This window comes from Stenotrophomonas sp. YJH_SMC_37 (assembly GCF_059370035.1).
In genome coordinates this window covers 269,617-293,436 of sequence record NZ_JCAFTG010000004.1, presented here as the reverse complement: position 1 = coordinate 293,436, position 23,820 = coordinate 269,617, and the positions used below count along the sequence as shown (strand labels likewise).

Sequence of the window (23,820 nt, the reverse complement as noted above, 5' to 3'; positions counted from 1 at the left end):
GGGTGGATATCGTTTCAGACGTCGCAGAGGCGGATCGCCTCGCGCAATGAGGCAACGGGATCGGGCGCGGCAGGCGTGAACTCCTGCGCCAGATACCCCTTGAAACCGGTGTCGCGGATCGCGCGGCAGATCGCTGCATAGTTCAGCTCCTGCTGGTCTCCGATCTCATGCCGGCCAGGCACGCCTGCGGTGTGGTAGTGCTTGAAGCAGGCGTGATGCTTGCCGATGGTGGCGATGATGTCGCCCTCCATGATCTGCATGTGGTAGATGTCGTACAGCAGGCCGAAGTTGTCCGAGCCGAGCCGCTGGCACAGCTCCACGCCCCAGGCCGAGTGGTCGCACAGGTAGTCGCGGTGATCGACCTCGGAGTTGAGCAGCTCCATCACCAGCACCACACCGCGCTTCTCGGCATGCCCGAGGATGCGCTTGAGGCCAGCCTCGGCATTGGCCATGCCGTCATGCGGGTCCATACCGTTGCGGTTGCCAGAGAAGCAGATGAGATTCCGGTAACCGGCATCGGCCACCAGATCGATGTGCCGCGTGTAGCGCTCTACCAGCTGGTCGTGGAACTCACGGCCGGCAAAGCCCTTGGTAAGGCCCAGCTCCGCGCCGTTGCACATCGAGCTGTAGACGCCATGGGCCTTCAGCGTGGGCCAGTCTTCGGGGCCGACCAGGTCGATCGCGGCAAAGCCGATGTCCTTCACCGTCGCGCAGAGCTGGGCAACTGACAGCTGCGGGAAGGTCCAGCGGGCCACGGCCTGCTTCAGGTTGCCCTTCAGCGGTGCAGTGGTGGCGAATGCAGGCAACGCTCCCGCAGTACCCAGAGCTACGCCTCCAGCAACCGCCATGCGCAGCGCATCGCGCCGCGTGAGCCCCCTCGAAGGAGCCGGTCTGATCGAATGGATGGACATCCACCTTCCGGCCTCCCAACCGGTATCAAACGCAACGATTCACAGCAATGCAATCGATTGCACCATAGGGGAGGAAATTGGATGCTTGCAAGTTGCGGTGCACGAAAATTCAATGCTGCGGGGCACAACTCCGTAGCAATCGCGGACAAAGAAAAGCCCCGCATGAGCGGGGCTTTCTTTTCTGCTGCAGGCGAGCGTCCGATCAGAACGGAATATCGTCGTCAGCGAAGTCGTCCATCGGCGGCGCCTGCTGCGGCTGCGGGCGCTGGTTGCCGCCCTGGTTGCCGTAACCGCCGCCCTGGTTGCCGCCCTGGTTGCCATAGCCACCGCCCTGGCCGCCGCGCTGACCACCGCCGCCGCCGTACTCCTGGCGCGGCGCCTGCTGGCGCTGCGGACGATCGCCGCCGTAGTTGCCGCCACCGCCACCGCCGCCGCCTTCACCGCGGCCGCCCAGCATCTGCATTTCATCGGCGATGATGTCGGTGGAGTACTTCTCCACGCCGTCCTGGCCGGTGTACTTGTCGTAGCGCAGGCTGCCTTCGACGTAGACCGAGCTGCCCTTGCGCAGGTACTCGCCGGCGATCTCGCCGAGCTTGCCGAAGAACACCACGCGGTGCCATTCGGTGCGCTCCTGCTGGTTGCCATCCTTGTCCTTGCGGACGCTGGTGGTGGCCAGGCTGATGCGGGTGATCGCCATGCCGCTCTGGGTGTACTTCACGTCCGGGTCGTTGCCGAGATTGCCGACCAGGATGACTTTGTTGATGCCGCGCGCCATAGATGGATTCTTCCGTTGTCCGGGGCTGGACCAGTGATAGCACACCCGACGGGGTGCCGATACGCTGGACCTCCCGCGGTTGCGAATGGGGGGGATATCGGAACGAGGCATCTTACCATTCCCTTCGCCCCCGGCCCGTCGGGAATCCGGCCGATCCGGGTCGGAACCGACCTCAACGAAGCAGGGGGCGATCCAGCAGCAAGCCGGTGACCCGTGTGACCTCCCCCACCGCCACCACCCTGGGCCCTTCATGGCAGTGGAAGCGCACGCCGGGCCGGATACGCTCCCGGTGCAGCCCCGCCCTGAGCACCTCATTGACCACGGTCAGGCCGGCCAACAGGGGCTCGCCCACCGGCAGCGGCAGCTCGGTCGCCCAGCTGTCGCCCTCGGCGTGACGGAAGTCGGGCCAGATCATGAACAGCTCTGGCGCCCCGGCGTCATCGGCGTAGGCAAAGTCCCAGCGGATACCGTTCCGGGCCGGGCTGCGACGCCCACCCTCCTCTGGCGCAAGGATGCGGATCCGCGCCTCGAAATCGTCGGGGACACCCGGGTACAGGCGAAAGGTCACCGCTTGGCTCCATCAGGCTATGGTGTTGACCGTCGCACGACCGCGACCGTGGCCACAAGCAGTGACGGCCAGGACGGCCGGCAGCCACCCCATGGCATCATGCCCGTGCACCCTTCCCCCCGTCCCCTCCCGCGTTCTCATGACAATCAAAGGCAAAGCCACCTCCCTGGACATCGCCCATCTGGCCGGGGTCTCCCAGCCAACCGTGTCGCGGGCCCTGCGCGGCAGCCCGATGGTCAACGCCGAGACCCGCGAGCGCATCCTGCGCATCGCCCGCGAGCTGAACTACAAGGTCGACAAGAACGCCTCCAGCCTGCGCCTGCGCAACGCCGGCACGCTGGCCCTGCTGTTCTTCGAAGACCCGACCAACGACGATTCGCTGATCAATCCGTTCTTCCATTCGATGCTGGGCTCGATCACCCGCGCCTGCGCGCTGCACGGGCAGGACCTGCTGGTCTCGTTCCAGCAGCTGTCCACCGACTGGCAGGCCGATTACGAGGACAGCAACAAGGCCGACGGCATCATCCTGCTCGGCTACGGCGACTACCACGAATCGCGCGACCGCCTGCAGCGGCTGGTCGAACAGGGCACGCACTTCGTGCGCTGGGGCGCCGCCCTGCCCGGCCAGCCGGGCGTGTCGATCGGCAGCGACAACTTCCAGGGCGGGCATGACATCACCACCCACCTGCTGCAGCAGGGCTGCCGCCGCATCGCCTTCCTCGGCCATGCCTCCAGCCATTACCCCGAATTCCAGGAACGCTACCGCGGCCACGTCGCGGCCCTGCAGGACCACGGCCTGGCCGCCGAACCGGCGCTGCAGCACGATGCGATCACCACCGAGGCTTCCGGCCAGGAGGCCTGCCAGGCGCTGCTGGCGCGTGGCGAGCCGATCGATGCGATCTGCGCCGCCAGCGACCTGATCGCAATCGGTGCGATGCGCGCCCTGCGCGAGGCCGGGCTACGGGTGCCGCAGGACGTGGCGGTGACCGGCTTCGACGACATCCCGCTGGCGGCCTCGGTGTCCCCGGCGCTGACCACGGTCCAGCAGGACACCAAGCAGGCCGGCCAGCTGCTGGTGGAGCGCCTGCTGGCGTTGATCGGCCGACAGCCGGTGCAGAGCCAGAGCATCCCGGTGAAGCTGGTGGTGCGGGAATCGTCGCTGCGCCGGTAAGCGCCACCAGGCCTTACGCCACGCCTCAACGTGCGACGGCGGAATTCTTCCCCCATGACCAACGGCGGATGCGCACGGAGGCTGATGCGCGGATAACGCGCAGATATCGCCCATGGAAAGGTGTACGTCGCATGCTGAAGATCGATTCGCTGTCCAAGACGTACGCCAACGGCGTGCATGCCCTCAACAACGTCAACCTGGACATCCCGCGGGGCATGTTCGGCCTGCTCGGCCCCAACGGCGCCGGCAAGTCCTCGCTGATGCGCACGCTGTCCACCCTGCAGGAAGCCGACAGCGGCACGGCGACGCTCAGCATTCCAGGCGAGGCGCCGATCGACGTGCTGCGCGACAAGGATGCGGTGCGCCGCCGACTGGGTTACCTGCCGCAGGATTTCGGCGTGTACCCGAAAGTCAGCGCGCTGGACCTGCTGGAGCATTTCGCGGTGCTCAAGGGCCTGACGCAGCGCGCGCAGCGCCGCGAGGTGGTCGATGGGCTGCTGCAGCAGGTGAACCTGTGGGACGCGCGCAAGCGCAAGCTGGGCACCTACTCCGGCGGCATGCGCCAGCGCTTCGGCATTGCCCAGGCGCTGCTGGGTGACCCGCGGTTGGTGATCGTCGATGAACCCACCGCCGGCCTCGACCCGGAAGAACGCAACCGCTTCCTCAACCTGTTGGCGGCGATCGGCGAGAACGTGGCGGTGATCCTCTCCACCCACATCGTCGAGGACGTGACCGATCTGTGCCCGACGATGGCGATCATGAACAAAGGCCAGGTGCTGCTGACCGGGCGCCCGGCCGATGCCATCGACGCCCTGCAGCAGCAGGTCTGGCGCAAGCAGGTTGATCCTTCGGAACTGGCCGACCACGAGGCACGCTACGTGGTGCTGTCCACCCGCCTGGTCGGTGGCCGCCCGGTGATCCACGTGCACAGCGCCAACGACCCTGGCGACGGCTTCGCGGCCGTGGCTCCCGACCTCGAGGACGTGTACTTCCAGCGCCTGCGCCTTCAGGCCCGTAGCCGCGTCGCAGCCTGAGCGGAGCACGCCATGATCCTCAACTTCTTCCGCTTCGAGCTGCGCGAGCAGCTGCGATCCCCGCTGCTGTGGCTGCTGGCCGGGCTGTTCGCCCTGCTTGCCTTTGCCGCCGCGTCCAGCGACGCCGTGCAGATCGGTGGCGGCACCGGCAACGTGCACAGCAACGCGCCCACCGTGATCGCACAGATGCTGGGCATCTTCACCCTGCTCGGCATGCTGGTCACCGCCCTGTTCGTCAGCAACGCGCTGTTGCGTGACTTCGAACTCGGCACTGCCGAACTGATCTTCGCCAGCCCGGTGAAGCGCCGCGATTACCTGGCCGGGCGCATCGCTGCCGCCCTGGCGGCCGGGCTGCTGGTCTACATCCTGATCGCATTCGGCCTGTGGCTGGCGCCGTTCATGCCGTGGGTCGATCCCGAGCGCATGGGCCCGATCAGCTGGCAGGGCTATGCCTGGACGTTCGCGGTCGTCGTCATTCCGAACCTGTTGTTCACCACCGCGCTGCTGTCGCTGCTGGCAGCGCTGACCCGCTCGATCCTCTGGGTCTACATCGGCCTGGTGGCCTACCTGGTCTTGTACGGCGCCAGCGCGGCTCTGCTGCGCGACATCGACAATACGTGGATCGCGGTGCTGAGCGAACCGCTGGGCATGCGCGCACTCGGCCGTACCATCCGCTACTGGTCCACCGCCGAACGCAACAGCGGGGTTCCCGAGCTGGCCGGCTACCTGCTGGCCAATCGCGCCCTGTGGTTGGGCGTGGCTGCCGCGCTGTTTGCCGCCACCTTCGCGCTGTTCCGCACCGAACGCAGCGGCAGTGGCCGTCGGCGCTGGGGCCGCAGGCAGGCGCAACCGGCTTCCGAAGCCAGCGTGGTCCGTCCCACCCGCGCGACACTGCCGCGCGTGATACCGGCGTTCACTGCCAGCACGGCGTGGCAGCAGTTCCTGCGCCAAGTCCGCTTCGATACACGCGGTGTCCTGCGCAGCGTGCCGTTCATCGTGCTGCTGGTACTGGGCCTGGCCAACTTCCTGCCCAGCGCGCTGTTCCGGCAGACCCTGTACGGCACCTCGATCTGGCCGGTCACCTCGCAGATGATCATGGGCCTGCAGGGGGCCTTCAGCTGGCTGCTGGTGATCATCGTGCTGTTCTTCGCCGGTGAGCTGGTCTGGAAGGAACGCAGTGCGCGCATCAATGAAGTGACCGATGCCATGCCGGTGCCGAACTGGGTGCCTCTGCTGGCCAAGTTCACCGCACTGCTGGCCGTGATCATCTGCTTCCAGGCCGCCGGCGCGCTGGCCGCGCTGGGCGTGCAGCTGGCCAAGGGCTACACGCATCTGGAGCCGCTGCTGTACCTGCGCAGCCTCGCGCTGGATTCGGTGGTCTACATCCTGATGGGGGGCCTGGCGCTGGTGCTGCAGGTGCTCACCAACAACAAGTTCGTCGGATACGCATTGCTGATCGTGGTGATGATCGGCCAGGGCGTGCTCGGCCTGCTCGACTACACGCAGAACCTGTACAACTTCGGCAGCTGGCCCAACGCGCCCTATTCGGACATGAACGGCTACGGCCACTTCCTGACCGGGCAACTGGCGTTCCAGGGCTACTGGGCGTTGTTCCTGCTGACGCTGATGTGCTTGGCGTCGGCCTTCTGGGTGCGCGGTGTCAGCCAAGGCCTGCGCCAGCGCCTGGCTCTGGCCGGCCGCCGCCTGCGCGGCCCGACCGGCGCCTTTGCAGCGCTGGCAGCAGTGGCGTTCGTCGGCGTGGGGGGCTGGCTGTACTGGAGCACCAACATCCGCAACGAGTTCCTTTCTCCGGACCAGCAGCTGGATCTGCAGGCCCGCTACGAGCGCGAGCTGTCGAAGTACCGCAACCTGCCGCAGCCCCGCATCGTGGCGGTGGACAACCGCGTGGACCTGTCCCCCGAATCGCAGTCGATGGTGATCGATGCGAACTGGACGATCCGCAATCTCCACGCGCAGCCGATCCCGGAACTGCATGTCTCGATGGGCGATGACAAACAGCTGGTAGCCGCCGATCTTGGCGGACAGACGATGGCCTTCCATGCCAAGGACCTGGGGTATCGCATCTATCGGCTGGACAAGCCTCTGCAACCGGGCGAAAGCCGCCGGGTCCATTTCCGGGTGGTGCAGAAGCCCAATGGCATCACCGCCGGCCAGGCGCCGAGCAACATCGTGGACAATGGCACGTTCTTCAACAGCCGCGTGTTGCCGTCGTTCGGCTACAACGAGGGCGCGGAGATCACCGACCGCAACGAGCGGCGCAAGCGCGACCTGGGTGAGCCGCGGCGCATGCCCAAGCTGGAAGACGAAGCCGCGCGTGCCAACACGTACATAGCCAACGATGCCGACTGGCTCGACTTCCGCACCACGATCTGCACGGCACCGGACCAGGTGGCGCTGGCCCCGGGCTATCTGCAGCATGAGAGCACGGTCAATGGCCGGCGCTGCTTCAGCTATGCCATGGATCGACCGATGCTGAACTTCTACGCCTATCTGTCGGCGCGCTGGGAGGTGCGCAAGGCAAAGTACAAGGACATACCGATCGAGGTCTACTTCGGCCCGGCGCACGGCTACAACGTGGAGCGGATGATCGAAGCGGTGCAGAAATCGCTGGCCTACTACGAGGCGAACTTCACCCCGTACCAGCATCGCCAGGTGCGCATCATCGAGTTCCCGGGTTATGCCCGCTTCGCGCAGTCGTTCGCCAACACCATCCCCTACTCCGAAGCTATCGGTTTCATCGCCGACCTGCGTGACCCGGACAAGGTGGACTACGTGTTCTACGTGACCGCGCACGAAATCGCACACCAGTGGTGGGCGCACCAGGTGATCGGTGCCAACGTGCAGGGCGCCACGGTGCTGTCCGAATCGTTGTCGCAGTATTCGGCACTGATGGTGATGGAGCAGGAGTACGGCCGCCAGCACATGCGTCAGTTCCTCAAGCGCGAACTGGACGGTTACCTGTCCGGCCGCGGCGGCGAGGCCATCGAGGAACAGCCGCTGGAGCGCGTGGAGAACCAGCAGTACATCCACTACCAGAAGGGTTCGCTGGTGTTCTACCGGCTGCGTGAAGAGATCGGCGAAGTGGCCCTGAACCGCGCGTTGAAGCGCTTCCTGCAGGACAAGGGCTACCAGCAGCCGCCGTACACCACCTCACGCGAACTGCTGAGCTACATCCGTGCCGAGACCCCGGCCGACCGCCAGCAGCTGGTCACTGACCTGTTCGAGAAGATCAGCTTCTACGACAACCGCGTGATGGCCGCCAGCGCCCGCAAGCGCGATGACGGTCGCTACGACGTGACCCTGGACCTGCATGCCAGCAAGCAGTATGCCGATGGCAAGGGCAAGGAGACCGCCGGCAAGATGGATGACTGGGTGGAGATCGGCGTGTTCGCCAATGGGCCGTCGGGCAAGGAGCGCGACCAGAAGGTGCTGTACCTGCAGCGCCACCACATCACCAGCGCCGCGCCGAAGATCACGGTGACGGTGGATGAAAAGCCCGACGAAGCAGGCTTCGATCCCTACAACAAGCTGATCGACCGGGTGAGCGATGACAATCGGCGCAAGGTAACGATGTGAGGTATGCGGTGGTGCCAGTCAAATGGCTGGCATCACTACTGCAGACAAAAGCGACATGCCGCGACCAATTGCGTCATTTGAAGACCTGGTTGACCAGAGATGCGGGAGCACCAACAGGATCCATTTGAAGGCAAGCGATACTCTCCGCGAACCTTCGAGAAGGCGCGATGACATCCAGCCATATCTACTTCGATGCACACAGGATTTCCGCATCACTGAACTGGGCAGCCAAGGTACTGGCTGACTGTGGTCTTGAGCTCGAATTGGAGCTGGGTGAGAACAGCGTTCTCATTACGGGCGATGAAGACGTTCGTCTGGGGCTCTCTCTCAACGACGCGCCCCATGTCCTCCAGGAAGCCATCGAGCTAGCGCATGGCACCGAACACGTACATGCCATGAGCCAGTGCATGGCCAGATTCGAGATCTCAATCACCGACCTGGAGGCGGTGCTGGATGAGATGAACACGCTGATCGAGGTCCAGCAGACATTGCTCACCGCCGTGGACGGTGTCCTGTGGAACGAGTGGAACGAAGCACTCAGCCGGTGATTTCCGGCTGAGGCCCGGCCTTCGGCCCCAGCAACGCCAGCAGCACGAAGACCACGACCGAGGCGACGGTGCCGAGCACCGCCGGTAACCCGAACGCCCACGCCGAACGGCCCTGCTGGCGTGCCCAATGGGCCAGATGCCAGGCCGCGCCCAGGTTGATCAGCCAGGCAACCACGAACACCGGCCAAAGCACCATGCCCACCGCGCGCAGCAGGGGCATGGACATCAGCGCGGCAACGATCGCCGCGATCAGGAAGATCAGCGCAGAGCGGGAATGACGCGATGCAGATGCGTTCATGCGGCCAACCTGCGCACCATCACCAGCACGCGATAGCTGCAGTTGTCGGCTTCCTGCAGCGGCTTCCAGCCCAGCCGAGCGTACAGGCCGCCATCCAGCGCTTCGGTCTGTAGATACAACGCGGAAACGCCCATCCGAACCGCCTGCGCCGCTGCCTGCTCGACCAGCCCCCTGGCCAGCCCGCGGCCCCGATGGCTGTCGGCCACGAACACGCTGCCCAGCCAGTGTTCATACTGCGGGAATGCCTGCATCTCCCTGCGCTTGAGCTGCACGGCACCAACCAACTGGTCTCCATCGAAGGCGGCGATCAGGTGCGGGAAACCTCCGGCGTCCTGCGGCGGATTGAGCCACTGCAGTTCCTGTTCCAGCGACAGGCCCGCGTCCTGGCCCCATTGTGCGTGGTACCACCCGGCCAGTTGCTGCCGTTCCGGTGCGCCAGCGGGTAATACCCTGAATTCCATGGCAATGCCTTGATCCCGATATTGCCCAAGAGGATCACGGACGGCGCTCGAAGGGAAGCCTTCTGTAGAGTCGCGCCGTGCTCGACTGATCCGGCATTGCGCGAACGGCAGCCGAGCATGGGCTCGGCTCTACATGACAATCAACCCTGGGCGAAGTCCTTCAGGATCTCGCCGACGCCGCTGGGCGAGATCTCGAAACCCAGCTGGGTGCCCGGGTTGATCACCACGCCGTAGCCACCCGGCACGCGGCGCAGCACGTCCAGCATCAGCCAGCGGATCTGGTGTTCGGCCTGCTGGCTGTAGATGCCCACCCGCGACGGATCGGTGAACACGGCCACGTGCAGGATGCCCTGCTTGTCGAACAGCAGCGGGTCGAAGCCGCTGCCGTCGGGCGTGACCAGGCTGCCGGTCAGCAGCACTACCTCGGAAGCGACGAAGGCCTCCATGAAGGCGCGAATCGGCACCGCCCCGTCCATCGCCGCCTTCAACAGGGTTTCGATCGGGGTCTGCGGGGCGAGGTCGGTCATGGCGGTACGGCGGGGCGTGAGGGTGCCTATTGTGCCGGATGTGGTCCCCCCGGTAGTGCCGGCCGCTGGCCGGCACCTGAAGGGACGATGGATTCATGAGTTGCCGGCCAGCGACCGGCACTACCGCCCCAGGCGCTGGTCCCGTGCCCGCTGGTCAGCCATCGCCTTGTCCAGTTCGGCCTGCAGTGCCGGCTGCTGCACGGTGGCGTCCAGCACATAGACCTTTACCCCATGCGCCGGCACGTCGGTCTTCAGCTGCCGCTCGACCTTCACCGTGCCGCCGTCCAGCGCATCACGCCAGCGGCCCGCCTGCACGTAACGCGCCACAGTGAAGCTCTTTGCCCTGTCGCCCTTGTTCAGCAGCACCAGCGCAGTCTGCGCCACGTCACCGTGCTGCAGCACGCGGAAGAACACCGCCTCATTGCCCTGCAGGCGTTCGTTCACCTGTAGGCCGCGCTGCAGGGCCGGGGTGGCCGCGCGCAGCTTGGCAATGCGCTGCAGCGGCGCGAAGATCGGGCTCTGCGGTGCAGCGTCCACGCGCGGCTGGCCGAAGTAGGCACGGTTGCCGGCGTGCTCGGCGCGGCCGCGCATGAAGCCGGTCTCCGAACCGTAATAGACCACCGGAATGCCGCGCGCGGTGAACAGCCAGTTGTGCGCGTCGATGAAGCCGGTGTCGCTGGCCTGAAGGCGCGGCATGTCGTGGTTGTCGTAGAAGCTCATCAGCTCGTACGGATTGGCATACGGGCCACCGCTCAGGTGCAGTGGCTCAGCCAGGGTCTCGAAGCCCTTGTTGGCGGTGCCGAAGGTCTGCTCCAGTGCCCCGCGCAACGGGAAATCGAGCACGCTCACGTTGGCATTGGATGGCCAGGTGTGCTCGGCAATGGTCGCCGCGTTGTAGTCGAAGGCTTCGCCAAACATGAACATGCCCGGGTGCTCGGCACGGATGCGCTTGACGAAGGCATGCCACCACGGGTGCGGCAGCCAGCCGATGGTGTCGATGCGCAATGCGTCCACGCCCTGCGCGGTCCATTGCAGGTAGGCACCGACCAGGTAGTCCATCACCGCCGGATTGTCCTGGTTGAAGTCGGACAGCTCAGCCAGGTTGCCATCGAAGATCGAGCCATCCTTGTTGTCGACCGGTCCAATGTTGTTGTAGAACGCGTGCAGCGGGTTGTGCTTCGGATCCAGTTTCTGCGGCGGCAGGTTCTGGTGGTCGGCGATCAGTTTTCCGTCCTTGTCGAAGATCTGGCCGAACTGCGGCTGTCGCGTCGGCATGGTCCAGGCCGGCGAGCCGTGGTTGCCCACGATATCCAGCACCACCTTCAAGCCAGCACCGTGCAGGCCCTTGGTCAACCCGGCGAAATCCAGGTTCTTGCTGGGCAGGTGCTCATCGAGCTTGTAGAAGTTGATGCCCCAGTACCCGTGGTAGCCGGTCTTGCCGCGATCAGTCAGCGTGCTGGTGCAGCTGATCGGCTTGCTGCCGGTGAACGCCTCGTCCGGGTTGTCGACGATGGGCGTGATCCATACCGCGCCGAAACCGAGGTTGCGGATGTACTGCGCGTTGTCGAGCACACCGCGGAAATCACCACCGAGGTAGCCGATGTTGCCGTCCACCTTGTCCGGGCACGGCACTGGGATGTCGAAGGTGCGGTGCGCGCCACCCTGGTCACGATGGTCATTGGCCGGGTCACCGTTGACGAAGCGGTCGGTGACCACGAAGTACACCGCATCGCTGGCGAACGGCTCGGTGGTGCCGACGTAGTCCGGGCGCGGCGTGGCCACGGCCTGGCCGGCGAACAGGGCAAGGGAAACAGCAACAGCCAGGACACCACGCATCACACCACCTCCGGACGGGACGGAACCCGCAGCACGCACAGGCCGGCCAGGAACAGGCTGCAGCCGCCCAGCACCAGCACATGCATCGGCTGGCCACCCAGCCATGCGCGCAGGGCAAAGCCGAGCGCACTGGCCGCCACCAGCTGCGGGATCACGATGAAGAAATTGAAGATGCCCATGTACACGCCCATCTTCGACGCCGGCACGCTGTCGGACAGCAGTGCATACGGCAACGACAGGATCGAGGCCCAGGCAAAGCCGACGCCGACCATCGACAGCAGCAGCCAGTGCGGGTCGCGGATGAACATCAGCGAGACCAAGCCGGCGCCGCCCAGCCACAGGTTGACCAGGTGGCTCCAGCGCAGGCCGATCGCACGCACCATCGGCGGAATCAGCACCGCCGCCAGCGCAGCGAAGCCGTTGTAGGCGCCAAACAGCACGCCCACCCAGTTGGCACCTTCGTTGTAGGCGGCCGACTGTGGATCGGTCGAACCGAAGTGGGTACCGGCCACCGCAGCGGTGGTGTAGATCCACATGGCGAACAGCGCGAACCACGAGAAGAACTGCACCCACGCCAGGCGGCGCATGGTGACCGGCATCGCGCGCAGGTCGCCGACGATGGCGGCCAGCATATGCGTGGCCGGCAGCGCGCGCGCGGCCGCCAGCAGCAGGCCGTAGCCGGCGCACAGGCCGGCCAGCACGTACAGCATCCGGTCGCCTTGCCGCCAGGCGATCAGCAGCGCCAACAGCACACCCAGCCCAAGCCACAGGGTCACCCGCGTCCATGAAGCCGGGCCGTTGATCGCGGCCGCCGCGTGATGTTCCGGTGGCTCGGCATCATCGAACCCGGCCAGCTCCGCCGGTGAATATTCGCGGGTGCTGACCACCGTCCAGGTGATCGCCGCCAGCAGCACCACCGCGCCGAAGTAGAACGCATAGCGCACAGTGTCGGGCACTTCCCCGGCGGACGCGGTGTTGGCAACGCCGAAGTGGGCCAGGATGAACGGCAGAAAGCTGGCGACGATGGCACCCACGCCGATGAAGAAGCTCTGCATGGCATAGCCGGCCGGACGCTGGCGTGGCGCCAGCTGGTCACCGACGAAGGCACGGAACGGCTCCATCGATACGTTGATCGAGGCATCCAGTACCCACAGCGTGCCGGCCGCGATCCACAGCGTCGGCGAGTTCGGCATCACCAGCAGCGCCAGCGTGGTCAACACCGCACCGATCATGAAGTACGGACGACGGCGCCCCCAGCGCGTCCAGGTGCGGTCGGACAGGTAGCCGATTACCGGCTGCACCAGCAGGCCGGTCAGCGGCGCGGCAATCCACAGCCCTGGTACCGCGTCGATATCCGCGCCCAGCGTCTCGAAGATGCGGCTGGCATTGGCGTTCTGCAGGGCGAATCCGAACTGGATGCCGAGGAAGCCGAAACACATGTTCCAGATCTGCCAGAACGATAGCTGCGGTTTTGCCGTGCGATTCATCGTGCACCCTCTTCCATCGCCACCGGCGCCACCGTCAGCGCCTGCACCTGGGCCTGGTTGAGCACGCCTTCGCGGCCACCCTTGCCCCCGGTGTAGTGCGCGAAATGTTCAAGCGCGCTCATGTTGAAGCCTTCTTCGAGCGCGACGGTGCACTGCCCCTTGGCCACAACGAACGTTGCCGAAGTCGAGTCCTGCACCGCCACGCTGTGCGGCAGCGTAACCGTGTGCCGCTGCAACGGCTGGCCCGGGCACTGCAGCACCAGCTGCTTCACCGCAGCGGTGACGCCGGTGTTGATCGGCCCGTTCGGGTTGCGGTACTGCAGGCGAAGACGCACCTGCCCGGCCTTGGCCGAGGTGAACTGCCAGCGATCCTCGCCCTTCAGCACCTGCTGCGGACCGACGCAGACCGTCGGGCTGTGCAGCGATTCCAATGCGTTGTCGCGCCGGGTCAGGCTGAGGCAATGCTGCAGGCCATCGTCACTGATGTGCGCCTGGCCGTTGCTGGCGGTGAGCGCGCGACCGTCCTGCCACAGCACCTGGCCGGCAGCGACCTCGACGTTCCAGCCCCTGCCCTTGCGCCGCGCCTGCGGTGCGGCCGGCGTGGCCGGTGCGCGCGCATTGGCGTCGGCCGTCATTGCTACGCTGCGCGGCGCCGCTGCTGCGGGGACCAGCTGCACGGTGGTGGTGGCACCACGCATCTTCACCTTGCCCGCTACCAGCAATCCATCGGCCAGCTGCTTCGGCCGCTCCAGCACATAACGCTTACCGTTGGCCTCCAGGGAGATGCGGCGTTGCGTGCCGAACAGTTCGGGCACCAGCACGGCCGGCAGCTTGGGCTGCACGCGGCCATCGTCCTGCACGCCGAATACGCCTTCGACCACCATCGACAGATAGCCGGCCACCGACCACAGCTGGCGTTCGGAATTGACCACCGGGCCGCTCAGTGCGCCTTCCTCGACATGCACGGCCTGGCTGACCAGCTCGTAGTTTTCCATGTTGGAGCCGGCCAGCGCGGCGCCCTGCATCAACGAGCGGATTTCGGCGGCGATGCGCGGCGCATCATCCAGCTGCCGCGCCGCGCGCAGCGAGTACGCACTGACGAACGGCCAGATCGCGCGATTGTGGTAGATCGGCTGCTGCGCCTCCTGCGGCCACACCACCGGGCTGCCGGCCGGGCCCATCGGATACGCCGCCAGCGCACGCCGCGCGCGCTCCGGCGGCAGCACCCCGGCCAGGATGCCCAGCGAAAGGCCGAGCAGATCCACCTTGGCGTACGGCACCGGGTGCGCGGCTTCACCGATGTAACTCATGTACTGGCCGATGTCTTCGCGCCAGAAGCGCGTATCGATCTGCTGCGCCAACGCATCGGCCCACGCCTTGTACTCGGCCGCGCGGGCATCGCCGTGCTGCCCGGCCAGGCGTTCGGCCAGGCGCAGTGCCTGGTAGTGCAGCACGTTGGTGGACAGTGCGTAGGAATCACCGATGAAGCGCACGTCCTCGCGGGTCCAGTCCGGATAGGTCTGCTCGCGCCAGTCCAGGAACGAGGTCTCGCCGCGGTACAGGCCCATCTGCGCGTCGAACACCATCGCGCGGTCCTGCGCCAGCGTGCCCTGCAGCGCCTGCCAGACCTGATCGGCAAACGCTCGGTCCTCCAGCAGGTGGCGTGCCGCCAGGAACCACACCACGCGGTCGCTGCTGATCGGCCAGCTGCCGCCGGAACCGGTGTCCTGCGCCACGAACAGGCCGGGCGTGTGCCCGTCGCGCGCCGCCGACAGCTTGAACTGCAGCGACTGCCGGGTGCGTTGCGGGTCCAGCCGCGCCAGTGCCAGATCGGCGGCGAAGCTGACATCGCGGGTCCACACATAGGGCCAGCGCGCGCCGGTCTGGAAGCACTCGCACGGCACCGGCCGGCCCTCGTCGAAGGCCGGATCGCGGATCGCATCCACGCGGTCCTGGTCCATCTCCTGCTGGGCCAGCGCGAACAGTGCATCGAACATCACGCTGCCGGTCTGGCTGCGCATCGGTGCGGCTGCGATCTGCACTGCGCCCTTCGGCGCATGCAGCACGAAGCTGCCATTGGCAGCGGCTTCGGCGCGCGCATGGCGGCCGTCGAATTGCAGGTCGACCGCCTGCGCGGTCGTCCCCAGCGCTGCCCCCAGGGCAGCGGTCAGGCAAATGATCTTCAGCATCGAAGCGGCGGACCGGCTTGCGCCCGTCGGCCTCCCTCCCTCTCTGCACGCGTTGTAGGTCCGCACCGTCGTTGCAGGCGGGCGGGCGCGGCCCCTCCCTCAAGGTGCCTGGGCCCCATGGTAGACGCGGGGCTGTCGACTGCGTCCAGTTGCATACGTATTCATGGCGTCACGCGGTAGCGCGCCCGCCGCGCTGGCTTATGGTCCGGGTCTGCCAACGGCGCCTTGGGAGGGGAATTGCCGATGTCATCCACTGCTGTACGCGCGCTATTCGCGCACATGCTCGGCCTGGCCCTGATGGGATGGGCCACGCTGGTACACGCCACGCCCCAGGTGGCCAGCGTCGAATCGCCGGGCAAGGTGCTGAAGGTCAGCCTGGTGCTGGACGGCGGCACCGCGCGCTACCGCGTCGAGCGTTTCGGCGAACCCGTGGTGGAGGATTCGAAGCTTGGCTTTGCCCTGCGCGACGGCCGCCTGGACCGCGATTTCGCCCTGCTTGGCCAGCAGCAGCGCAGCGTCGACGACAGCTGGGAGCAGCCGTGGGGCGAGCGCCGGCTCACCCGCAACCACTTCAACGAGCTGACCGTGCAGCTGGCCGAAACCACCGGCAGCAAGCGACGGCTGGATGTGGTGTTCCGCGTCTACGACGATGGTCTCGGCTTCCGCTATGTGTTCCCTGAGCAACCGAACCTGCGCGAGGCGATCATCGATGACGAACTGACCGAGTTTGCCATCGCGCCTGAATCCACCGCTTGGTGGATCCCCGCCGGCGAACCGATCCACTACGAATACCTCTACCAGCGCACGCCGCTACGCGAAGTACCGCTGGTGCATACGCCGATGACCCTGCGCAGCCGCGATGGCCTGCATCTGGCGATCCACGAGGCGGCGCTGGTGGACTATGCCGGCATGTGGCTGCGGCGCACCGAGGGGCAGCGCCTGCGCGCGCAGCTCTCGCCCTCGGCCGAAGGCTGGAAGGTACGCCGCGCCCTGCCCTTCGCCACGCCGTGGCGCACGCTGCAGATCGCCGACCGTGCCGGTGGTCTGGTCGAATCGGACCTGATCCTCAACCTCAACGAACCCAACGCGCTGGGCGATGTGAGCTGGGTGAAGCCAGCCAAGTACCTGGGCGTGTGGTGGTCGATGCACCTGGACAACGAGAGCTGGGCGACCGGGCGGAAGCATGCGGCTACCACCGCCAAGACGAAAAAAGTCATCGACTTCGCCGCCGCGCACGGCTTCCGTGGCGTGCTGGTGGAAGGCTGGAACCCGGGCTGGGACGGCATGTGGGTGGGCAATGGTTATGACTTCGATTTCACCCGGGCCACGCCCGATTTCGACATTGAAGCGCTGTCGGCATATGGCCTGAAGAAGGGCGTACACCTGATCGGCCACCATGAAACCGGCTGCGCCATCGAGCACTACGAGGACCAGCTGGGCGCCGCGCTGGACCTGTATGCACGGCTGGGCGTGGACCAGTTCAAGACCGGCTACGTCTGTGACGACGGCCAGGTCGACCGCCGCAATCCGGCAGGGGGACCGCTGTGGCGCGAGTGGCACGACGGGCAGTTCATGGCCCGCCACCATCTGAAGGTGGTGCAGGAAGCCGCGCGCCGGCACCTGTCGGTGAACCCGCATGAGCCGATCAAGGACACCGGCCTGCGCCGCACCTACCCCAACTGGATCTCGCGCGAAGGCGCACGCGGCATGGAGTACAACGCCTGGGGCCAACCACCGAACCCGCCGGAGCACGAGGTCAACCTGGTGTTCACCCGCATGCTGGCCGGGCCGATGGATTACACCCCCGGCATTCTCAGCCTGAAGGGCCGCCACGGCCAGGCCATTCCCAGCACGCTGGCGCGCCAGCTGGCGCTGTACGTGGTGCTGTACAGCCCGATCCAGATGGCCGCCGACCTGCCCGAGCACTACCTGCAGCATCGCGAGGCGTTCCGTTTCATCGAGGACGTGGCGGTGGACTGGGAGCAGAGCCGCGTGCTCGATGGTGAAGTGGGCGACTACGTGACGATCGTGCGCCGCGACCGCAACAGCCGCGACTGGTTCCTCGGCAGCATCACCGATGAGCACGGCCGCATGCTGCCGGTATCGCTGGGCTTCCTTGAGCCGGGCGTGCGCTATCGCGCCGAGATCTACCGTGATGGCGAGGGCGCGGATTTCCGCAGCAATCCATTCGCGTTCGCACGCGAAACCCGCGAAGTGACCAGCGCCGATGCACTGACGCTGGTGCTGGCACCCGGCGGTGGCCAGGCCATTCGCTTCACGCCGATCCGCTGAACGTTTTCCTGCCTGCGCCCCCGTAGCGCCCGAGCCCACGCTCGGGCGGCGGTGCGTAGCACCGAAATGCAGCCGAGCATGGGCTCGGCTCTACAGAACGAGACACTTGAAAGCGATTACATCCCTGCAGACGCCATTGAATACGTATGCAGGGTGATTCCCGCGAAGAACGCGCTGCCTACCATAGCGGCGACGACAGCGGCCACCGCGTCGCACGTTCACGGCCCCGCCGGAACGCTCACAAATCGATCTGCAACATTGCCTGGGAGGGGAAAATGTTGAACCACAAGCGCAGCGCGCTGAGCATCGCGCTGGCCGTTGTCCTGGCGCCGACGCTGGCGTCGGCACAGTCCACGCAGAGCACCACCACGCCGGCCGGCACCGCCGCCACCAACCTGGATACGGTGCAGGTCACCGGCATCCGCCGCGGCATCGAGAGCGCGATCGCGGTCAAGCAGGACGCCACCTCGGTGGTCGAAGCGATCTCCGCCGAAGACATCGGCAAGCTGCCCGACGTCAGCATCGCCGAGTCCATCTCGCGCCTGCCCGGCCTGGCCGCGCAGCGCGTGGCGGGCCGTGCGCAAGTGATCAGCGTGCGCGGCCTGTCGCCGGACTTCGCCACCACCCTGCTCAACGGCCGCGAAGTGGTCAGCACCGGCGACAACCGCGGCGTCGAGTTCGACCAGTACCCGTCCGAGCTGGTCAACGGCGTGACGGTGTACAAGACCCCGGACGCGGCGCTGGTCGGCCAGGGCCTGTCGGGCACCATCGACATGCAGACCGCACGCCCGCTCAGCTTCGGCGAGCGCGTGATCGCGGTCAGCGGCCGCTACCAGAAGAGCTCCCTGGGCCGCGCCGCCAACACCGATCCGTACGGCAACCGCTTCAGCGCCAGCTACATCGACCAGTTCCTGGACAAGACCCTGGGCATCGCCATCGGCTATGCGCACAGCGACATGCCGATCCAGGAGAACCAGGTCGGCCTGTACGAACCGTGGACCACCGAGCACACCGACAAGGGCGACCGTCCGGGCGTGGGTGCCGGCACCTACTTCTCCGATGGCATCAAGGCGCTGCGCCGCACCGGCAACAACAAGCGCGACGGCGTGATGGCCACGATCCAGTTCCGGCCGAACAACAGCTGGACCAGCACCTTCGATGCGTTCCACACCGAAGCCGAGCAGATCGACACCGCCAACCAGTTCGAGCTGAACCTCAGCAACTACAACGGCAACTACACCCCTGGCCTGCTGGTCAGCAACCCGCAGGTCAACGCCAATGGTTCGTTCACCGGCGGCACCGCCAGCGGCGTGTATCCGCTGGTGCGCGGCATGTACAACAAGCGCAAGGACAAGATCGATGCGTTCGGCTGGAACAACGAGTTCAACTTCGGCGGCGTCAAGCTGGTCGCCGACCTGAACTACTCCAAGGCCACGCGCGATGAGCTGAACCTGGAAAACAACCTGCAGCTGACCCCGATGCCACAGCTGGATACGGTCGGCGTGTCGATCCGCCAGAACGGCTTCTCGCAGATCAGCCCGGGCCTGAACTACTCCAATCCCGATGCGCTGTTCCTGACCAACACCATCTACGGCTCCGGCTACGGCAAGGTGCCGCAGGTGGAAGACCGCCTGAAGGGTGGCAAGCTGGCCGCCACCATCGCGCTGCCCGATGCCATCGCGTCGTGGGCGCCGGACATCGACATCGGCGTGAACTACGCCGACCGCCGCAAGGTGAAGACCCAGTCCGAAGGCAACATCCTGCTGGGTGCGCAGGGCGATGCCAACATCGCCTCGGACCTGCAGTATCGCCCGGTCAACCTCGGCTTCGCCGGCCTCGGCACCATCCCGGCCTGGAACGTCCCGGCCGCGGTCGGCCGCTACATGACCTTCAACCCGGTCGACAACCTGGACTACCTGATTCCCAAGTCGTGGACGGTGCAGGAGAAGATCACCACCGCCTGGGCGCGCCTGAACATCAACGCCGACATCGGCGACGTCGGCGTGCGCGGCAACATCGGCGTGCAGATGCAGCACACCGACCAGAGCTCGGATTCGCGCTACTGGGACAGCTCGCAGTCGGCCGGCAACAACGTGCAGCCGTACTCGAACGGCCGCACCTACAACGATTGGCTGCCGAGCCTGAACCTGGCCTTCCTGTTCCCGCACCAGCAGACGCTGCGCTTCGCCGTCGCCAAGCAGGTCGCACGCCCACGTGTGGACCAGATGCGCGCCGGCCTGGAGTTCGGCGTGGACACCGGCACCGGCCGCCCCGGCGGCAGCGGCGGCAATCCGCTGCTGGACCCATGGCGTGCCACCGCGCTGGACCTGTCCTATGAGAAGTACTTCGGCGAGAAGGCCTACGTGGCCGCCGCGATCTTCTACAAGGACCTGAAGAGCTACGTCTACACCCAGTCGGTCGATAACTACGACTTCACCGCGCTGCTGGGCAGCTACGTGCCGCCGCCGGGCATGACCGCACCGGTGCTGACCACCGGCACCTTCTCCGCGCCGCAGAACGGCAAGGGCGGCACGCTGAAGGGCCTGGAGCTGACCGCATCGTTCCCGCTGGAGATGCTGACCGACAGCCTGCGTGGCTTCGGCGTGCAGGCCAGCGCGACCTTCAACAAGAGCGACATCACCATCCTGGATCCGGAGAGCGCCTCCAGCGTGGGCAGTGACCCGATCAGCCTGCCGGGCCTGTCCAAGCGCGTGTACAACTTCACTGCCTATTACGAGCGCAGCGGTTTTGAAGCACGCGTCAGCCAGCGCCGCCGATCGGACTTCATCGGTGAGATCGGCAACTTCAACGGCAACCGCAGCCTGCGCTATGTCGTCGGCGAAAACGTGACCGATGCGCAGGTCAGCTACACCTTCAGCGACAGCAGCGCCCTGCGTGGCCTGACCCTGCTGCTGCAGGGCAGCAACCTGACCAACGAGCCGTACCGCACCTACGCCGGCAGCAAGGACCGCCCGCTGGAGTACATCGAATGGGGCCGCACCTACATGCTGGGCGTGAACTACAAGTTCTGACCACAGCCGGGTAGTGCCGGCCGCTGGCCGGCAACCACCCCATCGGTAGCGCCGGGCCATGCCCGGCGACGGAAGCCAGGAGCAGGACCGGAAACCCGCTGCGCAGGCAGCGGGTTTTCTTTCGCCCGGTCACCGGCATGCCACCGACCGGCGCCCGGCCATGCCGCTCATAAAAAAGGGACGGGGCGCTTCGGCCCCGTCCCCGCAAGTACCGCCACCGGAGAAAACGGTCAGCTGCGTCGGGCGCAATACACCGCGCGCGGCGGCAGCTGGAGTTCGTTGCCCTGCACCGTGCCCGCATCCGGGCCCGGTACCGCCGCCTGCTGCCAGTTCCCCGGCGGCAGCGGATGGGTCACCGCCTCGGCCGACAGGTTGAAGGCCAGCAGGAGGGTTTCATCTGCAAGCATACGCTCGAACAGCAGCACAGGCTCGGCGCTTTCAAGGAATCTGATGCTGCCGTGCAGGAGCGCCGGCTGGGTATGCCGCCAGGCCAGGAACGCGCGGAACGCCGCCAGCACCGAATGCGGGTCGCGCTCCTGCACGGCCACCGCCGCCGCGCGGTGCTCGGCCGGGATCGGCAGCCAGGGCTGCCCGGTGGTGAAACCGGCTAATGGCGCATCGGTCCACGGCATCGGCGTGCGGCAGCCATCACGGCCCTTGAAGTTCGGCCAGAAGGTGATGCCGTAGGGGTCCTGCAGGGCCTCGAACGGCACCTCGGCCTCGGCCAGGCCCAGCTCCTCGCCCTGGTACAGGCACACCGAGCCGCGCAGCGAGCACAGCAGCGCCACCAGCATCCGCGCCAGCCGCGGGTCGGCCGGGTGCCCGCCCCAACGGCTGACCGCCCGCTCCACGTCGTGATTCGAAACCGCCCAGCACGGCCAGCCTTCGGTCATCGCCGCTTCCAGCCGCGAGACCGTGTCGCGGATGTAGGCCGCGCTGTAGTCATCCACCAGCAGCTCGAAGCTGTAGCCCATGTGCAGGCGGCCTTCGCGGGTGTACTCGGCGGTGGTCGCCAGCGAGTCCTCCGAGGAGATCTCGCCCAGGCTGACCGCGCCCGGGTACTGATCCAACAGCGCGCGCAGGCGCTCCAGGAACGGCAGGTTCTCTGGCTGGGTGTTGTTGTAGTAGTGGTACTGGTAAGCGTACGGGTTGTCCGGGCTGAAGCCGCGCCCCACCCGCTTCTCCGCCGGCTTGGGCGGGTTGTCACGCAGCTGCGCATCGTGGAAGCAGAAATTGATGGCGTCCAGGCGGAAGCCGTCCACGCCGCGGTCCAGCCAGAAGCGCACGTTGTCCAGGGTGGCCTGCTGCACGTCCGGGTGGTGGAAGTTCAGGTCCGGCTGGTCGACCAGGAAGTTGTGCAGGTAGTACTGCTCGCGGCGCGGCTCCCACTGCCAGGCACAGCCGCCGAACAGCGACAGCCAGTTGTTGGGCGGGGTGCCGTCCTCGCGCGGGTCGGCCCAGACGTACCAGTCCGCCTTCGGATTGCTGCGGTCCTGGCGGCTCTCACGGAACCAGGCATGCTCGATCGAGGTATGGCTCAGCACCTGGTCGATCATCACCTTCAGGCCCAGGCCATGGGCCTTGGCCAGCAGGCGGTCGAAGTCGTCCAGGCTGCCGAACAGCGGGTCGACGTCGCGGTAGTCGGCGATGTCGTAGCCGAAGTCGGCCATCGGCGACTTGAAGAACGGCGAGATCCAGATCGCATCCACGCCCAGCGCGGCAATGTGGTCCAGGCGCTCGATGATGCCCGGCAGGTCGCCCACCCCATCGCCGTTGGCATCGAGGAAACTGCGCGGGTAGATCTGGTAGATGACGGCTCCGCGCCACCATGGATAGTGCGACATCGACAGCCCCCCTCCGGGCATGCAGGGCCCACCGGAAGCGGGCCGAAATCCTGTTCCGGCAAGCTTAGCGGTGGCCTCCGGGGCATGGCGCAACCTGCATACGTATTCACGCGGAGGGCCGCGCAGGCCGGGCTGGAATTGCCGCGCGGACCGGTTTGCGCCCGAATTCACGGCCAGCGCCTATAATCAGTGGTGAGCCTGAAAGCCTGATCGCATGACCATCACCGAAGACACCCGTCCCGCCCTGGGCCTGCCCCAGATCCAGTCGCTTGCCGCGGCCGACATGGCCGCCGTCGACGCCCTGATCCGGCGCCGGCTGTCTTCGGACGTCGTGCTGATCAACCAGATCGCCGACCACATCATTTCCGCCGGCGGCAAACGCCTGCGCCCGATGCTGGTGATGCTGGCCGGCCACGCGGTGGGCCAGGCCGGCCCGGAACACCACCAGCTGGCGGCGATCATCGAGTTCATCCACACCTCCACCCTGCTGCACGATGACGTGGTGGACGAATCCAGCCTGCGCCGCGGCCGCAGCACCGCCAACGCGCTGTGGGGCAACGCGCCGAGCGTGCTGGTCGGCGACTTCCTGTACTCGCGCAGCTTCCAGCTGATGGTCGAGCTGGAGCGCATGTCGGTGATGCAGATCCTGGCCGATGCCACCAACCGCATCGCCGAGGGTGAGGTGCTGCAGCTGCTGCACGTGCACAACCCGGATACCGACGAAGCCGCCTACCTGCGCGTGATCGAGCGCAAGACCGCGGTGCTGTTCGCCGCCGGTACCCGCCTGGGCGCGCTGGCCAGCGGCGTGGATGAAGCCACCCAGCAGGCCCTGTTCGACTACGGCATGCATCTGGGCTACGCGTTCCAGATTGCCGACGACGTGCTGGACTACTCGGCCAACGCCGAGGAGCTGGGCAAGAACCTGGGCGACGACCTCGCCGAGGGCAAGGCCACGCTGCCGCTGATCCACGCGATGGCCCACTCCGACGACGCTACCCGCGAACGCCTGCGCACCATCGTGCAGGACGGCGACGCCTCGGCGATGCCGGAAGTGCTGGCCGCGATCCGTGCCACCGGCGGCCTGGAGTACAGCCGCGCGCGTGCCGAGGAATATGCCGAAGCCGCCGAGCGCGCGCTCGATGGCCTGGGCGACAACGATGCCGTGGCCGCCCTGCGTGGCCTGGCCCGCTACGCGGTGCAGCGCTCGCATTGACCGGTAGTGCCGACCAACGGTCGGCACGTACCAAACC

Annotated in this window: 17 protein-coding genes; 7 read left to right on the top strand and 10 right to left on the bottom strand. The window is 66.5% G+C overall.

Translation table 11 applies throughout. The features are described 5' to 3' along the window. Nucleotides 1-14: 14 nt before the first annotated feature. The 3 genes from AC5P8J_RS08320 to AC5P8J_RS08310 all read right to left on the bottom strand — a co-directional run bounded on the left by AC5P8J_RS08320 (nucleotide 15) and on the right by AC5P8J_RS08310 (nucleotide 2,254). Nucleotides 15-911, bottom strand: coding sequence for a hydroxypyruvate isomerase family protein (locus AC5P8J_RS08320; protein ID WP_227853942.1), 897 nt, complete (start codon nucleotides 909-911; stop codon nucleotides 15-17). 202 nt (nucleotides 912-1,113) lie between these two features. Then, nucleotides 1,114-1,686, bottom strand: coding sequence for a single-stranded DNA-binding protein (locus AC5P8J_RS08315; RefSeq protein ID WP_019659372.1), 573 nt, complete (start codon nucleotides 1,684-1,686; stop codon nucleotides 1,114-1,116). Nucleotides 1,687-1,858: 172 nt separating this feature from the next. Then, complete coding sequence (locus AC5P8J_RS08310; protein WP_058980790.1) at nucleotides 1,859-2,254, bottom strand: hypothetical protein; 396 nt, start codon at nucleotides 2,252-2,254, stop codon at nucleotides 1,859-1,861. Nucleotides 2,255-2,393: 139 nt separating this feature from the next. Here AC5P8J_RS08310 and AC5P8J_RS08305 point away from each other — a divergent pair, with 139 nt between their 5' ends. The 4 genes from AC5P8J_RS08305 (at nucleotide 2,394) to AC5P8J_RS08290 (ending at nucleotide 8,604) form a co-directional block, all read left to right on the top strand. Continuing rightward, entirely contained in the window at nucleotides 2,394-3,425 is a 1,032-nt protein-coding gene (locus AC5P8J_RS08305) for a LacI family DNA-binding transcriptional regulator (RefSeq protein WP_019659374.1), read from the top strand. Between the two features lie 131 nt (nucleotides 3,426-3,556). Next, nucleotides 3,557-4,459, top strand: a complete 903-nt coding sequence (locus AC5P8J_RS08300) for an ABC transporter ATP-binding protein (RefSeq protein ID WP_019659375.1) — start codon at nucleotides 3,557-3,559, stop codon at nucleotides 4,457-4,459. Nucleotides 4,460-4,471: 12 nt separating this feature from the next. Continuing rightward, nucleotides 4,472-8,056, top strand: a complete 3,585-nt coding sequence (locus tag AC5P8J_RS08295) for an ABC transporter permease/M1 family aminopeptidase (protein WP_478405700.1) — start codon at nucleotides 4,472-4,474, stop codon at nucleotides 8,054-8,056. Nucleotides 8,057-8,223: 167 nt separating this feature from the next. Further along, entirely contained in the window at nucleotides 8,224-8,604 is a 381-nt protein-coding gene (locus AC5P8J_RS08290; RefSeq protein ID WP_019659377.1) for a hypothetical protein, read from the top strand. On the opposite strand, the gene AC5P8J_RS08285 is transcribed toward AC5P8J_RS08290, so the two are convergent. The 6 genes from AC5P8J_RS08285 to AC5P8J_RS08260 all read right to left on the bottom strand — a co-directional run bounded on the left by AC5P8J_RS08285 (nucleotide 8,594) and on the right by AC5P8J_RS08260 (nucleotide 15,402). Continuing rightward, the gene (locus AC5P8J_RS08285; RefSeq protein WP_478405699.1) at nucleotides 8,594-8,902 is read right to left on the bottom strand and encodes a hypothetical protein; all 309 of its coding nucleotides are present in this window, start codon (nucleotides 8,900-8,902) and stop codon (nucleotides 8,594-8,596) included. The two genes, AC5P8J_RS08290 and AC5P8J_RS08285, sit on opposite strands and share 11 nt — an antisense overlap. Beyond that, a complete protein-coding gene (locus tag AC5P8J_RS08280; protein ID WP_494539965.1) occupies nucleotides 8,899-9,363 on the bottom strand; it encodes a GNAT family N-acetyltransferase in 465 nt (154 codons plus the stop codon). Before AC5P8J_RS08280 ends, AC5P8J_RS08285 begins: the two co-directional genes overlap by 4 nt. A 140-nt stretch (nucleotides 9,364-9,503) precedes the next feature. Then, on the bottom strand, nucleotides 9,504-9,890 hold the full coding sequence (locus tag AC5P8J_RS08275) for an SseB family protein (protein WP_134730436.1): 387 nt from the start codon (nucleotides 9,888-9,890) through the stop codon (nucleotides 9,504-9,506). A 120-nt stretch (nucleotides 9,891-10,010) separates the two neighbouring features. Next, a complete protein-coding gene (locus AC5P8J_RS08270) occupies nucleotides 10,011-11,726 on the bottom strand; it encodes an alpha-amylase family glycosyl hydrolase (RefSeq protein ID WP_494539966.1) in 1,716 nt (571 codons plus the stop codon). After that, nucleotides 11,726-13,213: an MFS transporter gene (locus AC5P8J_RS08265; RefSeq protein ID WP_171952356.1), complete on the bottom strand. Its 1,488-nt coding sequence runs from the start codon at nucleotides 13,211-13,213 to the stop codon at nucleotides 11,726-11,728. The genes AC5P8J_RS08270 and AC5P8J_RS08265 overlap by 1 nt, the downstream gene beginning before the upstream one ends. Next, on the bottom strand, nucleotides 13,210-15,402 hold the full coding sequence (locus tag AC5P8J_RS08260; protein ID WP_227853946.1) for an MGH1-like glycoside hydrolase domain-containing protein: 2,193 nt from the start codon (nucleotides 15,400-15,402) through the stop codon (nucleotides 13,210-13,212). The genes AC5P8J_RS08265 and AC5P8J_RS08260 overlap by 4 nt, the downstream gene beginning before the upstream one ends. Before the next feature lie 237 nt (nucleotides 15,403-15,639). Here AC5P8J_RS08260 and AC5P8J_RS08255 point away from each other — a divergent pair, with 237 nt between their 5' ends. Together AC5P8J_RS08255 and AC5P8J_RS08250 are read left to right on the top strand one after the other, a co-directional pair. Beyond that, on the top strand, nucleotides 15,640-17,694 hold the full coding sequence (locus tag AC5P8J_RS08255) for a glycoside hydrolase family 97 protein (RefSeq protein WP_227853947.1): 2,055 nt from the start codon (nucleotides 15,640-15,642) through the stop codon (nucleotides 17,692-17,694). Nucleotides 17,695-17,969: 275 nt separating this feature from the next. Further along, complete coding sequence (locus AC5P8J_RS08250) at nucleotides 17,970-20,726, top strand: TonB-dependent receptor (protein ID WP_227853948.1); 2,757 nt, start codon at nucleotides 17,970-17,972, stop codon at nucleotides 20,724-20,726. A gap of 230 nt (nucleotides 20,727-20,956) precedes the next feature. Here the strand turns inward: AC5P8J_RS08250 and AC5P8J_RS08245 are convergent, their stop codons facing one another. After that, the gene (locus tag AC5P8J_RS08245) at nucleotides 20,957-22,570 is read right to left on the bottom strand and encodes an alpha-glucosidase family protein (RefSeq protein WP_227853949.1); all 1,614 of its coding nucleotides are present in this window, start codon (nucleotides 22,568-22,570) and stop codon (nucleotides 20,957-20,959) included. Between the two features lie 214 nt (nucleotides 22,571-22,784). Here AC5P8J_RS08245 and AC5P8J_RS08240 point away from each other — a divergent pair, with 214 nt between their 5' ends. Then, complete coding sequence (locus tag AC5P8J_RS08240; protein WP_049452246.1) at nucleotides 22,785-23,783, top strand: polyprenyl synthetase family protein; 999 nt, start codon at nucleotides 22,785-22,787, stop codon at nucleotides 23,781-23,783. The last annotated feature ends 37 nt before the right edge of the window (nucleotides 23,784-23,820 follow it).